The organism is Flavobacterium resistens, assembly GCF_900182645.1.
Classification (GTDB): Bacteria; Bacteroidota; Bacteroidia; order Flavobacteriales; family Flavobacteriaceae; genus Flavobacterium; species Flavobacterium resistens.
This window is the reverse complement of record NZ_FXTA01000001.1, coordinates 1,313,731-1,328,058: the sequence shown is the minus strand read 5'-3', so window position 1 is coordinate 1,328,058 and position 14,328 is coordinate 1,313,731. Positions and strand designations below refer to the sequence as shown.

Here is a 14,328-nt window from a genome sequence, read left to right as displayed (position 1 = left end):
TTTTATTCATTAAGACTTTATATAAACGCAAGGTTCGCAAAGCTTTATAAATAAAAACTTTGCGAACCTTGCGTACCCCGATAGCTATCGAGGTTGCGCTCTTTGCGGTTAAATAAATTACTTTTTATTTTTCCCGTTTTTGAAAACCACTTTTTCTACAACAACTGGTTTTCCATTTCCTTTTGGGAATGCTTTCTTTTTAGGTTTTCCAGCTGATGAGCCTGACTTTGATGAACTTTGATCACCTCTATATTTTTCTGAATCTTTTGGAGCAGCTTTAAATTCAGGTCTTTCTTTTGAAGTTTCTTTCTTCGGAATTTCAGCTTTATGTTTTGCTAAAACATCATTAGGATTCTTTGGATTTTCTTTCGTTCCTCTTAAATGAATTACTAATCCGTTTAAGAAATTACGTAAAACCTGATCGCCGCATTCCATATAATTTGGATGGTCTTCAGCTCTGAAAAAAGCACCCAATTCTGATTTTGAAATTCTAAAATCTACTAATTCTAAAATTTCAACTATTTGATCATCACGGAGCATCAAAGCCACGCGAAGTTTTTTAAGTATATCGTTATTCGTCATTGTTTTATTTTTTACAAAGGTAGTTTTTTAAAATGATTAAAACTGAGAATTAAATTCATTTAAAACACCGACTAATTTATCCAAATCTTCTTTTAAATGATTTGCTGTAATTACAATTCGATTTAACGGTTCAGCTTCTTTGGTGTATTTAAAACTGGCGATAATGATTTTTTCTTGTTTTAATTTTTCTACCAATTCATTTGATAAAACATAAATTAAAGGATAGTTTTTGTCGAATTTAATGTTCTTATTTTGAATTAAAATGGAATCAATATATAGTAAATTATCTAGTAGTTTTCGATGCTGTGTTTTATAAATTTCAGAAGCATCAGAAAGTGTTTGTACAAAAGCAGGATTCATTCCGGCTGCACTGGTGAAAGTTTCTATTTCTGATATTTCCTTAATAAAAACTGAATTTGAAGCAATTACACCACCTGTCAACCCAAATGCTTTTCCTAAGGATGAAACCAAAATTTTTCTTTTAATTGGAAAGTTAATTGAAGAATAAATTCCAGCACCATTGTTTCCAATTATTCCAAGTGAATGCGATTCATCAATGACTAATGTAATTTCTTTTTGATTTGGAATTTGCTTTAAGAAAGATAAATCGACAGGGTTTGTCTGAAAAGAAGGAACACCATCTGTTAAAATCGCTATTTTCTCTGGTTTAGAATCTAGTAAACGATCATTTAATTTCTCATTAATAAAAAGAGGAAGGCTGCTTTCTGTTTTAATTGCCGAATGTATTTCATTCAAATGAAAAAAACAATCCGTTTCTTTTTTTAATTTTTCAATAACCAATTTCCCAGCAAGCATTCCAGAAGAAACTGTGACCGCAGCTTCTGAGCCGATATGTCGAGCCAAAGACTTTTCGCCGGCAATATAAGCGCTTAATTGAATATTGGCTGTTCTTGAGCTTCCATAAGTTGTTCCCCATTTTAGGATATTTTGAACAACCAAATTCTGAAATTCTTTGCTTGTTGGAAGTCCTAAATAAGCAGTTCCACCAAAATACAAATGCTGTTCTTGGTTAATTTCAATAATACGATCTGGAAATTTTTCGACTATCATTTTACAGAAGTGTAACTCCGGTTCCGTTTAGATCAGAATAACTTACAATGCCATTTTTAATGGTTACTCCGGTCGCAATATCTTCAGCAAGAAGTAATGCGCCGTCCATATCAACATAGTCAAGTTGTGGTAACAAATGTGCGATGGCAGAAATTCCCACAGTCGATTCTGTCATACAGCCAACCATCGTTCTTAAGCCTAATTTTTTAGCTTCTTCAATCATTCTTTTTCCAGGAGTCAAACCACCACATTTTACCAATTTCACATTTACGCCATGAAAATGATTGAAACATTTGGCAACATCTTCTTCAATAATACAGCTTTCATCGGCAATTACTGGAAGAACAGAATGTTTGAAAACTTCTTTATGACCTTCCCAATTATCAGCTTTCATAGGTTGCTCTAGAAATTCTACGCCAAGTTTTTTTAATTCTACAGCATTATTTATTGTTTCATCAACGCCCCAACCACAGTTGGCATCAATTCTGAAAATCGCATTTGTATGCTTACGAAGTTCTTTTACAATTGCGATATCTTCTTTAGTTCCTAATTTAATTTTATAAATAGGCCATGGAAGTTCCTGCATTTTCGAAACCATTTTTTCTATAGAAGCAATTCCGATTGTATAATCCGTCATTGGATTTTTCTCTGTGGTATAATTCCACAGTTCGTAGAGTTTTTTACCTTTTATTCGTGCATATAAATCGTTATAAGCCAAGTCCAGTGCGCATAAAGCAAACATATCGTCTTTTAAATACGGATGAATTTTTGCCCAAAAAACTTCAGGAGTTTCGATCTCAGAAGTTTCAATAATTGTTCTGATTTCCTCCAAATCCTGCATCATCATTGGAACTGTAGTTTTGTAATACGGATTTGAAGTTGCTTCCCCAAAGCCTGAAAAGCCATTACTTTGTAATTCGACAATCAAAGAAGGTTGAAAATCAATTGATTCTCTTGAAATCGTGAAAGTATGTTTTAGTTTTAAGTTATACTCTCTTAAAATTAGTTTCATAATTTATGCTGTTTTTTTATTTTTTTGCTCAATAACCAAGCCACAAAACGGCTTTTACAAAACCGTCTCGCCATAATTTTTCATTATGTTCTCCGCCTTTGACAATTTTCGTTTTGCTGAGATGGAGGCAATAACAGCGATTTTTGTCTAATAAACGTTCCATTTTTTCGAGATCTTTTACCATTTCGTCGCTTTCTTTATCTCCACATAAAAAATAAAATCGGGTTTTGATTTTTGGAGACTTTTCGGTAAAAGTATAAATGTCATTTGAAAACCAAAAGGAAGGCGAAAAAACACCCGCATTTCCAAAAACTTGTGGATATTTTACTGCGGCATAATAGGAAACCAAACCGCCAAGTGAACTTCCCATGATAGTGGTGTTTTTGGCTTTCGTTTTGGTTCTGTAATTTTTGTCAATATAGGGCTTTAAAGTGTTTACGATAAAATCAACATAATCATCTGCTTTTCCGCCACCGTATTTTTCATTTTTAAATGGAGTTAATTCATCGATTCGTTTTTCGTTTCCATGTTCAATTCCTACTACAATTACCGGAGCTTTCAAGCTGTCCAGTTTTTCATCGACATTCCATTCACCTACAAAAGAAGTTTTTGCATCAAATAAATTCTGAGCATCATGCATATAGATTACGCTGTATCTTTTTTTAGGCGATGCCGAATAATCTTCGGGAAGATAAAGCCAGATTTTTTTTGTGGTTTTGAGCTGAGGCGCTTCAATGGTAAAAGTGGAAACATTTTTTGAAGCAGTGCTTTCCTGTGCATTTCCAATATTCACGAGCAACGATAAAATAAAAAAGAAGAATCCTCGAATCATTGGTTGTTGTGTTTTAGATTTAATGTAATAATTTAGCTAAAAATAATAATTTGATGAACACCGAAGAAGAAAAAAGAAGTTTACTTTTAGAAATGATTGCGTTTGCTACCATTGACGGACATTTGCATAAACGTGAGGTAGATTTTCTGTGGATTGTTGCTGAGGAATTGAATATCAGTAAAGAAGAATTTAGAGATTTATTTCACCAGGAACATTCGGTAAAAGTAAACAGATCCGAGTTTCAGCGTATTCAGCAATTCTATAGACTAGCTTTGATTATGCACTGTGATGGTATATTGCATGAAAAAGAATCGAAAGCAATACATCAAATTGCGCTCGAAATGGGATTGAATCCTACTGCAGTAAAACGAGTTTTAGAGTTGATGAAAAATGCCCCAAATGCGATTATTGATCCAAATAAATTATTGAGAGTTTTTCAGGAACAGCATAATTAAGGCAATTGTTCCTGAAGCTTTTTGATATCATCACGAAGTTTGGCAGCTTGCATAAAGTCTAATTCTTTTGCTGCTTTTTCCATTGATTTTCGTTTCTCGCGAATCAATTTTTCTAGATCAGTTTTTGACATATATGCAGTTTCCGGTTCGGCGGCAACTGGTAAAGTATGGCCTAATTCGTATTCTACCAAAGGATTTTTAGTAAATGCACTGTCGATTTTCTTGTTTAAAGCCTGAGGCGTAATACCGTTTTCAGTATTAAAATTGATCTGTTTTGTTCTTCGGTAATTCGTTTCGTCAATTGTTCTTTGCATGCTGGCGGTGATTTTATCAGCATACATAATGGCTTTTCCATTTAAATTTCTCGCAGCACGTCCAATGGTTTGAGTCAAAGATCTGTGATTTCTTAAAAAACCTTCTTTATCCGCATCAAGAATCGCAACTAATGAAACTTCGGGTAAATCCAGACCTTCACGAAGCAAGTTTACTCCAATTAAAACATCAAAAATACCTTTTCTCAAATCCTGCATGATTTCGATACGTTCTAAAGTATCAACTTCAGAATGTATGTAACGACAGCGAATATTTACTTTTGTCAAATATTTGGCTAATTCTTCGGCCATTCTTTTAGTCAAAGTAGTTACCAAAACTCTTTCATCCAATTCGCATCGCACCTGAATTTCTTCAATCAAATCATCAATCTGATTTAAACTTGGGCGTACTTCAATAATAGGATCTAATAATCCGGTTGGACGAATAATTTGCTCAACATAAATTCCGTCTGATTTTTGTAATTCGTAATCGGCAGGAGTTGCAGAAACATAAATTACCTGATTTTGCAAAGCTTCGAATTCCTCAAATTTTAAAGGACGGTTATCCATTGCGGCAGGTAATCTAAAACCATATTCAACTAGGTTTTCTTTACGACTGCGATCGCCTCCGTACATGGCATGAACCTGCGAAACGGTAACGTGACTTTCATCAACAACCATTAAAAAATCGCTTGGAAAATAATCTAATAAACAGAAAGGTCGTGTTCCAGCTTCACGTCCGTCAAGATAACGGGAGTAATTTTCAATTCCGGAACAATAGCCTAATTCGCGAATCATTTCTAAATCGAAATTCGTTCTTTCTTCCAGTCGTTTGGCTTCTAAATGTTTTCCTATTTCTTTAAAATAATCAACCTGTTTCACTAAATCCTGTTGAATCTGCCAAATGGCGCCTTGTAAAACTTCCGGAGAAGTCACAAACATATTGGCTGGATAAATGGTCAGTCTTTTGAATTTTTCAATTACCTGCGAAGTTTTAGCATCAAATGATTCAATTTCTTCGATTTCATCTCCAAAAAAGTGAATTCGATACGCGTCATCAGCATAACTGGGATAGACTTCAACCGTGTCGCCTTTGATTCTGAAAGTTCCCGGATTAAAATCGGCTTCTGTTCTCGCGTACAAACTCTGAACTAAACTATGTAATAATTTTGTTCTCGAAATAACCTGATCTCGGGTAATTTCTATTACGTTTTTCTGAAATTCAACGGGATTTCCAATACCATAAAGGCAAGAAACTGAAGCAACCACCAAAACATCGCGACGCCCAGAAAGCAGGGAAGAAGTAGTGCTTAAACGCATTTTTTCTAATTCTTCATTGATAGATAAATCTTTCTCAATAAAAACGCCTGTAACCGGCATAAAAGCTTCAGGCTGATAATAGTCGTAATAAGAAACGAAGTATTCAACAGCGTTATTTGGAAAAAATTGTTTGAATTCTGAATACAATTGCGCTGCCAAAGTTTTATTGTGTGCCAAAACCAAAGTAGGGCGTTGTACTTCCTGAATAACATTTGCAACTGTAAATGTTTTTCCGGACCCTGTAACTCCTAATAAAGTTTGATATTTTTCGCCATCTTCAACACCTTGTGCTAATTTTTGAATGGCTTGTGGCTGATCTCCTTTCGGACTATATTCTGAAGTTACTTGAAAATTCATTTTCTACTGCTGAAAAATTAGTTTTGTAAAGATACAAAGTTTGAAGGCTTTTCGAGAAAATTAATCATAGCGTCGTTTACAAATTTTGACTGATCGATACTCAAAAAATGACCGGCATCTGTAATCATTATTGTTTTGGCGTTTGGCAGGTATTTTTTTGCTCGTTCCAAACTTTCCTCTGAATTTATAACGTCTTTATCACCAATTAAAACCAAAACGGGATTCTGAATCGACTTTAATTCGTCATCTGAAAAAGGCGTCATTTTGAGCATGCTGGAATTGGATTTAGCATATTTATTAGCCAAATAAAATTGTCTATTATAAACGGGACTAATTTTTTCCGGATGAGTAGAAAAGGTTTTTAATGTTTTGCTGAATTTCTTTTCACTCGGAAAAAGCTTTAAAAGTAAAGCGGATGATGTTTTTCTAGGTTTATCAATAAATTTAAAAGTCTGTGCCGGACTTAATAAAACAATTTTATCAATAGAATTCTTTTTTTGAATAGCCAATAATGTCGCAATCCAGCCTCCGCGTGAAGCGCCAATAATATCAATTTTTTTCAATTTATAATGATTGAAAATTTCGTTGTAACAAATCACAATTTCTTCAGATGAAAGCGGTTTTGCGGTTAAAGTTGATTTATTGGGTTCCATTAAAAAGTCAATGGCATAAACGCGATGATTTTTGGCTAAAGTTTTAATATTTGGATACCACATCGTAGAACTGGCGTCCATACCGTGAAGCAGAACCAGATCTTTTCCATTTTTTGAACCGGAAATAATAACGTGGGCGGTTCCAAAAGTGGTTTTTACATTTTCTTCTGTATAAGGAACATCCCAAAGTTCAAGCGCTTTATCATAAGCCGCTGTATAATTTTGTTTGTCACTTTTGGTTTTAAAAACGTAATCATCAAATTTAGTTTCTTTTGAAGATCCACAACCAATGAGTATTATAATAAGGAATAAACCAACGAACGTTTTTGAAGTACTCATAAAATTTAATTTACTTTAAAGGTACAACAATCTAATCTCGAGGCTATTTCAGAATTTTATCTGAAACTATCATAATTTTAAGATTTATCATTTTTTGATGTCAGATAATAAATCTGTACAAATGCTAAAATAGCATTCGGGATAATTACAGGCCAAAGCCATTGATTAAAATCTCTATAGTCGTTTAAAAAAATACCATAAATGACAAAGCAGATACAGCCAAACATATTAATGAACCGAATTGTTCTGAGGTTTTTTAGCAAAAAACCTCCAACAATAAAAACAGATGCGAGATAACCAACATATTCTGCCATAGTCTTGATATTTAATTGTTTACACTAAATGTAGTGAAATGAAATTATATTATCAAGAATTGGTATTGAAAATCAGTGTTTTAAAGTTCCCAAGCTTTTTGTTCCGCTTCACTTAAAAAACTCCAGGCAACAATACGGCTGTTTTTTTGGCCTTGCGCCATATCAATTGTTTTGACTGAAACGGCGTTTACTTTTTTCAGAATTTTGTAAATCGAAGAAAGATTTTCTTTTTTAGAAACTAAAGTAGTAAACCATAAACATTGTGAAGCGTATTTTGCACTTTCATAAATCATTTGCGTAACAAATCCGATTTCACCGCCGTTGCACCATAATTCTGCGTTATGACCGCCAAAATTCAGAACAGGATTTGTGTTTCTTTTTTCTTTTAAATTCGAAACTTTTCTTGAGGCACTTTTATTTGCTTCTTCTGCCGAAGCATGAAAAGGCGGATTACACATGGTGAAAGTGAATCGGTCTTCGGGAATAATAATGTTTTTGAAAATAAATCGGGACTCGGTTTGTTGTTGCAAACTGATTGCGTCAATTAATCTCGGATTGTTTTCAATAATTCTACTGCAGTTTTCAATTGCTTTTTTGTCGATATCCGTACCAACAAAACTCCAATCGTAAATACAATGTCCTAATATCGGATAAATCAAATTTGCACCCGTTCCAATATCTAGGCCTAAAACAGAATTTCCTTTTGGAACAATTCCATTGTTTGTTTCGGCTAATAAATCGGCGATATAATGAATATAATCTGCTCTTCCCGGAATTGGCGGGCATAAATAATTTTTAGGAATATCCCAATTTTGAATATCGTAATACGTTTGCAACAAAGCTTTATTAAGCGTTTTAACTGCAAGCGGATTACTGAAATCTATGGTTTCGATTCCGTGTTTATTGATGGAAACAAAAGCTTTTAACTCGGGACAATTTGAAATCAGTTTTTCAAAATCATAGCGATTGCGATGAAGATTTCTTGGATGTAAAATATTTTTTTCAGAATTGTCGTTTGCTTTCATTTTTGTTGATTTCGACTGCAAAGATAGTTAATCCTTTTTTAGAACTAATTTTGTAAAACTTTCCATTAAGCTAATTGCCCAAATCCGTTGTAGTAGCTGTTACCAGCTGTTATTTTATTTCATACTTGGTGGCTGTACAATTTTCGGTAAATAATTAGATTTTTTATGTTCAATCAGAACCCGCTTTTCTATTTCTTTAATTTTGAATTTTGGATTTTCAATTTCTGCATTTTCAGATTGTTTCAGTATAATATCTTCTAATTGGTTAAAAATTAAATTAAATGCCTTTGACATATATGGTTCTACAAAACACAATTCTTCGTTGTCGAAAGCAATAAAGTTATAACTCCCCGCATAATGTTTTCCAGCTTCCATTTTAGTTTTAACCAATTGTTTCTTTAAAGAATTTTTACCAATCATTAATGAATTAATTTGATTTATAAGTTCATTTGATAATTGGTATCGGTAAAATTTTAATCCATTGTTACCATTTAAATGCACAGTAACAATTCCGTATTCATTTATTTGCGCATAGTTTGTAACGTTAATTTTTAATGGATTTCCATTTGTTTCATAATATATTAGTTCAATTTTTTTAAAATTAAGTTTTAGATTGTGTTGGGCACTTAGAATATTAAATGATAAAATAGTTAAGAAAACGATGATTTTTAATTTTAATAATTTCATATAAATCAGTTGTTGTTTGGATTCAGATTTTTTCCACAATAGCTGGTAACGTCCCACTACTACAACGGGTTTTGGACTAAATTAAGCACATTATTCGGATTTGTCACCCGAGCGATAGCGAGTAGGCGAAGCAAATCATCCCAAATACAAAACTATCTTTCCATTAAGCCAAATGCCCAAACCCATTGTAGTGGCTGTTATACACAGTTGCCTTGTTCGAACCACTTTTTTAGATATTCGGTTAATTCTTCTTCGGAATAATGAGTTAAATGCTTATAAATTTTACTTTGAAAATTATTAAACTTAATTCTAATTTGTCCACCACAAAAATATTTTGACACTTCATCATTTCTACCAATGTAGAATTTATCATCATTTTCTTTGCCAAATATCCATATCATATTTTCATCAAAATATTTAGGCCTTTTAGTTAAAATTTCAGGCTGAAAACCTCCTCCTTGACTGTTACCAAAACCAATTCTTCCGTTTGAAGTTTTATGAAATTTGGCCTCTATGAAGAATATACGAGAAGGATTTGAATTTTTGCAGACTAATATGTCTGCAACATCTTTGTTTTGTAGTAATACAATCTCTGAATTATGGGTTGATATTTTTTCCTCAATAACTTTACGGATATGTATTTCGAATTCAGTTTCTGAATTAAACATCATTCTTATTATTATGTAGGTGGCAATTGTGCACAACGTCCCGTCGGCTTTATTAAGTGGCGGAATTTTATTACTGATGTTTACAAATATACCAAAAAGGTTGAAAGAAAAAGCCCACTTCGGAGAAGAAAAATATTCACGAACCATTCCCGAGAAATCCCCAAAGCCGCCATTTCATAAAACCGCTGCTGTATATAGTTACTCTTTTAAGAATGATGCATTAACGAATAAACCAATTAAAACAATTCCTAAAATTGCTTCTGTAGAAATCAATAACCTCGTTGTTGTCGATATAGGCACAATGTCACCGTATCCAACCGTTGTAATAGTTACAGAACTAAGATACAACAGTCTCAAAAAATTATCTAGTGACTTGTTTGGTTTTCCAAGTGTAGAATCACGAAAATCTTTTAATCTTTGCTCTAGAGTCTTTGAAATTGTAATATAACCAATATCTGTCATGCCATGGAACTCTTTTAAGCGAGATGGGAAAAATAATTTGAGCGTTTTACTTATATCATTATAATTGGTACATTGAACCCCATATTCATTCATTTCATCATTGATTTTTGTTTCCCAAGACAAACAAAATTTTAGATTTATTGGGTTAGGCGGTAAGTCGTTAGCATTACCTTTATAATTTGCTATTACATCAAAGTAAAAATAACCATTGTGATATTCTAAATTGAAGAAATCAATATCGCTTAATGAGTAAAAATATTCATCTGGAAGACTCTCAGTTTGATTAGCAATTTTATATGTATCAATCATGCTTTTTTTTAACTCCCTAAGAATTTCTTTTTTATCATTAATATGATTATTTTCATACTTAATAGTTGAATGATAAAATTCATCAGATTTCCAAAAGTATATTCCTGCAAAAATTGGTATTAACAAAAGATATAAGACTGCGAAAAATATTAGTTTTGTTTTTTTACTCATAATTTTTTTGTAATTACATACAACGTTCTGGTACTACAGCGGGTTTGGTACTAAATTAAGCCCATTCTTTGGAAAAGCTATCTTTCCATTAAGCCTGTTGCCCAAATCTTTTATAGTAGCTGTTATGTGCTGGTTTTTTTTAGATATTGTCATACCAATTCATATCAACATTAACTTTTTCAACAAGTTCAATCTGAATTCCAAGTCTTAATTCTTTTAATTTCTCTGCAAGAGAATCCCCATCAATTAAATCAATTGGTAAAGCTCCATCTCTTTGGGCTTCTTTTCGAGCTTCCCTTGTAAATCTTCCTGTTGTTATAATTAAGCCTTTATCCACATTCGCACTCATTGAACCTCTAAAATCCCTAATTACGCTCGGACTTACTGTTTCCTTATATCGTTTTGCTTGAAAAACCACGTGAAATGATAGAATTCCACCTAATTGTAAAATTCCTTTTCCATCTATTCCGCCGTCATTAGGTTTTCCGGTAACCTCCACATTTTGAAATCCTAATTCACGTAATATTCTTTGACAAAGTCTTTCGAAACTAACAGGTGAAATACCTTTAATTTTCTGAAGAAGTTCATCTTTCCAAGTAATTTCATTTTCTTCTTCAAAATCAGAGGATGCTTCTGTCGTTAACTCAGTTGGTTCTAATTCTAAATCAGATTCTGACTCTGTTTCAGGCTGTTTTTCTTTTCTCCTTTTTTTATTTACTTCACGTACTTTTCGGCTGACAACTTTTGGGTCAACTTCATCTGTTTTTAAGCCTTTAGGTGTCAATATCCAAACTCCTCTTTCTGAATTTTCGAGTAATCCGAAATTTTTTAAATAATTTCTGGCCCAACGTAATCTATAATTCAGTTTTGTAGTTGTTCCGCGATGAATTTCACTAATTTGTTCTTCAGATAATTTAAGTAATTCGATAACATAATTTTCTATTTCTACTACGGAAGCAGAACCTCCTAAATGATGTAATGCTTTTAGTGTTGGATTAAATAAGTCATCAAATTTATAATTGAATAATTCTGTCATCTTTATTTTTTTAGTGATGTTGATTAAAGTTGCATATAACTAGTATATATGTATGACAAAATCATACAAAGCCACTCAATTTTGGGTAGATATGTATGAAAAACGTAGTAATTATACAACTAAGGCTACTAAAGTAAGAAAAACGTTTCAATTTAAAAAGCAAGACCTTGAAAGTAGCATGCTCAAAAGGAAAATTTAATCAAAACATTCCATCATTAAAAGATCGCCTTCACGATGTGTGATAGTTATAAGTCCATCTTGTTCAACAGAATTGCTGCTTCCTGTTCTGTAGCCCATTGTAAGCGTATCGTTTTGCAATTCGTATTTTAAATTCGTGGAATATATGCCGTTTACAACACCAATTGGAATAAGAGAAATTGGAGTTTTTGCCGTGTACCATTTCTCGAATTTTGCAGGCAATAAAAATATTTTTGAGTGATCGTCGAGAATTACAATTTTAAGTAAATCGCGGTAATGAACAATGTTAGTAAGATTTGTAATAGTATGATCGGCACGTTTTCCCGTTGCCCAGACAACGTTTACGGCCGGAATTTTTCTTTCGATTAAATAATCAAAGGCTTTTTCCAAATCGGTTTTATTTTGATCAGGTGTATGAACAATTTCTATAGGATATTGTGATGTTTTATAGATTTCCGGATCAAAACCGCGGTCAAAATCGCCCAAAAGTACATCGACTTTTATGCCTAATTCAATAACGCGTTCAATTGCAGAATCAAGAACAACGACAAGTGGCGACCACTCTAGCAATTGACCTAATAATTCGGGATTGCAGGCAGCACCGTTAGCAATAATTAAAGCAGGTTCCTGATCGTCGCGAACTATATGATGTGATGACATAAGGGGATTTTTGATTGTGATGCAAAGGTACGGTTAGAATTTAGATTTTGAAGATTAAAAATCTAGTAATCTTCTGTGGTAATTTATCTGTCCTAAATGATAGGCTAAATGCGTTGAAAGATGAACTAAAAAGAATCCTGTTGTCATTTCTTTTTCGAAAACAATTTGAGGATAAATTGATTCTAAATCGGTTTCTGTTAAAGAATCTAAGGCATTATTTACAGCAATTAATGTTTCGTCGATTTTTTGAATTATTTCTGTTTTTGGAATATCTTTTAAAGAAAATTCCAACGGACGATTTCGAATATAACCAGTTTTTCCAATTTCTGCCCCAATGTAAGTGTTGATATTTCCAATAAGATGCAAACAAAGATTTCCAGCCGAGTTTGAAATATTTTTGTCAATTTCCCAAATTCTGTTTTCGTTTTGATAGGATTCGATTTCAACTTTTAGTCTTTTTAAATCTCGTTCAAATAACGATTTAAGAGTTTCGATTAGCATAGTATTTTGAATTTATAGGAATAATTAATCAAGGCCTGTTTTTTATCGGAATCCAGATTTCTTCTTCAGAATCAGGATCGTCTTTTTTGTATTTTTCGTCCATTACGGCGAAATGAGGTCTGTCGTCAACGGTATATTCAGAATTAGGAAGCCATTCTGCAAAAATAGTATGATAGGTTTTGTGACCTTCACTTGCCGGGCCTTTATGAATAAAAACAGCATAAATTCCTGTCGGAATTATTAATTTTTCCATTTCTAGCGGAATTGCAGAGTAATTTTTAACTTCGACTGCAGCCCATTTTTGGAAAGTTTTACTGGCGTCAAAATTGTCAAAATATCCATTTGGAAAAACTTCGAGTGAATATAAATTAGAATCAATATTATTTTTGATTTCCTTTCGTCTTGGCATAAAACCATTCCACAATTGAAAAGTATGATTCTCAATAAACGACATTACAATATGTTTGCCGACTAATTTTTTTTCGGTTAAAATTTTAATTTGGGCTTCCATTTAGTTGGTTTGTTTTATCGTGAATTTTTTTAAATCGGTTTCGCTCAGTGAAAAATAGCCAAGTGGATAATTTTCTTTATTGGTTGTGTTGATGATATTTCCTTTTACTGTTGCAGGAGGCGACTGAAAAGGTCCGCCAACATTTGTGCCAGCAATACTGACCAGGATACTCATATAGTTATAATATTGCTTTGAGATTCCGAAGTGAGTTATTTCAATTTCGTCTCCAGATTTTAATTCATCATCATCGGAAAGACTGAAAAATTCATTCCCTTGAAAAAATTTATCTTCATCAACATAATAATTCGATTTAATTTTACTTGAATACACGTATTTATACAAATAGAAATTATCGGCATCAGCAGGATCATTGTAATATGCTCTGATTTCGATGTCTTTTCCAGTAAAACCGCCTTCGTTATTTTGTTCGATATGTGTTATAGGCGCGACAGATTGCATTTTTTCAGTTGCCGTATAAGTTTGCCCGTTTGAAATTACCGTCAAAGTATATTCCTGATTTAAAACAGGTTTGAAATTGGTACAGATATAACGGCCGGTTTTCGGAACTTCATTAAAATTAAATTGCTCATTAGCGCTGTTTTTTATGTAAATTTTCGCACCAGAAACTGTCGGAATTACATTTTCAAAATAACCTGTTGTAGTGGTTAATTTTATGGTTTGCTGTCGTCCAGTAGTTCCTTTTTGCCAGTTTATTGCTGCTTCAATAACTAATTTTGGTGGAGCGGTATCTAATTCGACATCAACAACTTCTTCACAACTGGTGGCAAAGATGGAAACAAAAATTATGAGATATAAAACTGCTTTTTTCATGATATTTTTTTTAACAAAAAGTT

Annotated in this window: 17 protein-coding genes; 1 reads left to right on the top strand and 16 read right to left on the bottom strand. The window is 32.9% G+C overall.

The genetic code is table 11. The annotated features are described in order from the left end of the window. Nucleotides 1-117 precede the first annotated feature (117 nt). From FN795_RS05785 to FN795_RS05770, 4 genes are read right to left on the bottom strand one after another with little or no spacing between them, the layout of a single operon-like run. On the bottom strand, nucleotides 118-582 hold the full coding sequence (locus FN795_RS05785; protein WP_142449778.1) for a DUF1456 family protein: 465 nt from the start codon (nucleotides 580-582) through the stop codon (nucleotides 118-120). A 36-nt stretch (nucleotides 583-618) separates the two neighbouring features. Further along, on the bottom strand, nucleotides 619-1,653 hold the full coding sequence (locus FN795_RS05780; RefSeq protein ID WP_142449777.1) for an aminotransferase class I/II-fold pyridoxal phosphate-dependent enzyme: 1,035 nt from the start codon (nucleotides 1,651-1,653) through the stop codon (nucleotides 619-621). A 1-nt stretch (nucleotide 1,654) separates the two neighbouring features. Then, nucleotides 1,655-2,665, bottom strand: coding sequence for a dipeptide epimerase (locus FN795_RS05775; protein WP_142449776.1), 1,011 nt, complete (start codon nucleotides 2,663-2,665; stop codon nucleotides 1,655-1,657). A gap of 28 nt (nucleotides 2,666-2,693) precedes the next feature. After that, nucleotides 2,694-3,497 carry an alpha/beta hydrolase gene (locus tag FN795_RS05770; protein WP_142449775.1) on the bottom strand — a complete coding sequence of 268 codons (804 nt, stop codon included), beginning with the start codon at nucleotides 3,495-3,497 and terminating at the stop codon, nucleotides 2,694-2,696. A 53-nt stretch (nucleotides 3,498-3,550) separates the two neighbouring features. Between FN795_RS05770 and FN795_RS05765 the strand changes: the two genes are divergently transcribed. Next, nucleotides 3,551-3,952: a TerB family tellurite resistance protein gene (locus tag FN795_RS05765; protein WP_142449774.1), complete on the top strand. Its 402-nt coding sequence runs from the start codon at nucleotides 3,551-3,553 to the stop codon at nucleotides 3,950-3,952. Here FN795_RS05765 and uvrB read toward each other — a convergent pair. The 12 genes from uvrB to FN795_RS05705 all read right to left on the bottom strand — a co-directional run bounded on the left by uvrB (nucleotide 3,949) and on the right by FN795_RS05705 (nucleotide 14,305). Then, nucleotides 3,949-5,940 carry an excinuclease ABC subunit UvrB gene (gene uvrB / locus FN795_RS05760; RefSeq protein ID WP_142449773.1) on the bottom strand — a complete coding sequence of 664 codons (1,992 nt, stop codon included), beginning with the start codon at nucleotides 5,938-5,940 and terminating at the stop codon, nucleotides 3,949-3,951. The two genes, FN795_RS05765 and uvrB, sit on opposite strands and share 4 nt — an antisense overlap. Nucleotides 5,941-5,957: 17 nt before the next feature. Continuing rightward, nucleotides 5,958-6,932 carry an alpha/beta fold hydrolase gene (locus FN795_RS05755; RefSeq protein ID WP_142449772.1) on the bottom strand — a complete coding sequence of 325 codons (975 nt, stop codon included), beginning with the start codon at nucleotides 6,930-6,932 and terminating at the stop codon, nucleotides 5,958-5,960. Nucleotides 6,933-7,009: 77 nt separating this feature from the next. Continuing rightward, entirely contained in the window at nucleotides 7,010-7,246 is a 237-nt protein-coding gene (locus tag FN795_RS05750) for a hypothetical protein (RefSeq protein ID WP_008462143.1), read from the bottom strand. 80 nt (nucleotides 7,247-7,326) lie between these two features. Then, nucleotides 7,327-8,271 carry a 23S rRNA (adenine(1618)-N(6))-methyltransferase RlmF gene (rlmF, locus tag FN795_RS05745; protein ID WP_142449771.1) on the bottom strand — a complete coding sequence of 315 codons (945 nt, stop codon included), beginning with the start codon at nucleotides 8,269-8,271 and terminating at the stop codon, nucleotides 7,327-7,329. A 114-nt stretch (nucleotides 8,272-8,385) separates the two neighbouring features. Next, complete coding sequence (locus FN795_RS05740; RefSeq protein ID WP_142449770.1) at nucleotides 8,386-8,958, bottom strand: hypothetical protein; 573 nt, start codon at nucleotides 8,956-8,958, stop codon at nucleotides 8,386-8,388. A 197-nt stretch (nucleotides 8,959-9,155) separates the two neighbouring features. Then, nucleotides 9,156-9,629 (bottom strand): hypothetical protein, encoded by a 474-nt coding sequence (locus tag FN795_RS05735; protein WP_142449769.1) that lies wholly within the window; start codon nucleotides 9,627-9,629, stop codon nucleotides 9,156-9,158. A gap of 195 nt (nucleotides 9,630-9,824) precedes the next feature. Then, nucleotides 9,825-10,568: a potassium channel family protein gene (locus FN795_RS05730; RefSeq protein ID WP_142449768.1), complete on the bottom strand. Its 744-nt coding sequence runs from the start codon at nucleotides 10,566-10,568 to the stop codon at nucleotides 9,825-9,827. 139 nt (nucleotides 10,569-10,707) lie between these two features. Next, nucleotides 10,708-11,604 (bottom strand): restriction endonuclease, encoded by an 897-nt coding sequence (locus tag FN795_RS05725; protein ID WP_142449767.1) that lies wholly within the window; start codon nucleotides 11,602-11,604, stop codon nucleotides 10,708-10,710. 195 nt (nucleotides 11,605-11,799) lie between these two features. Further along, a complete protein-coding gene (locus FN795_RS05720; protein ID WP_142449766.1) occupies nucleotides 11,800-12,462 on the bottom strand; it encodes a thiamine diphosphokinase in 663 nt (220 codons plus the stop codon). A gap of 54 nt (nucleotides 12,463-12,516) precedes the next feature. After that, nucleotides 12,517-12,963: a DinB family protein gene (locus FN795_RS05715; protein ID WP_142449765.1), complete on the bottom strand. Its 447-nt coding sequence runs from the start codon at nucleotides 12,961-12,963 to the stop codon at nucleotides 12,517-12,519. Between the two features lie 28 nt (nucleotides 12,964-12,991). Beyond that, the gene (locus FN795_RS05710; protein WP_142449764.1) at nucleotides 12,992-13,474 is read right to left on the bottom strand and encodes a GyrI-like domain-containing protein; all 483 of its coding nucleotides are present in this window, start codon (nucleotides 13,472-13,474) and stop codon (nucleotides 12,992-12,994) included. After that, a complete protein-coding gene (locus FN795_RS05705) occupies nucleotides 13,475-14,305 on the bottom strand; it encodes a DUF4249 domain-containing protein (RefSeq protein WP_142449763.1) in 831 nt (276 codons plus the stop codon). Nucleotides 14,306-14,328: the final 23 nt, after the last annotated feature.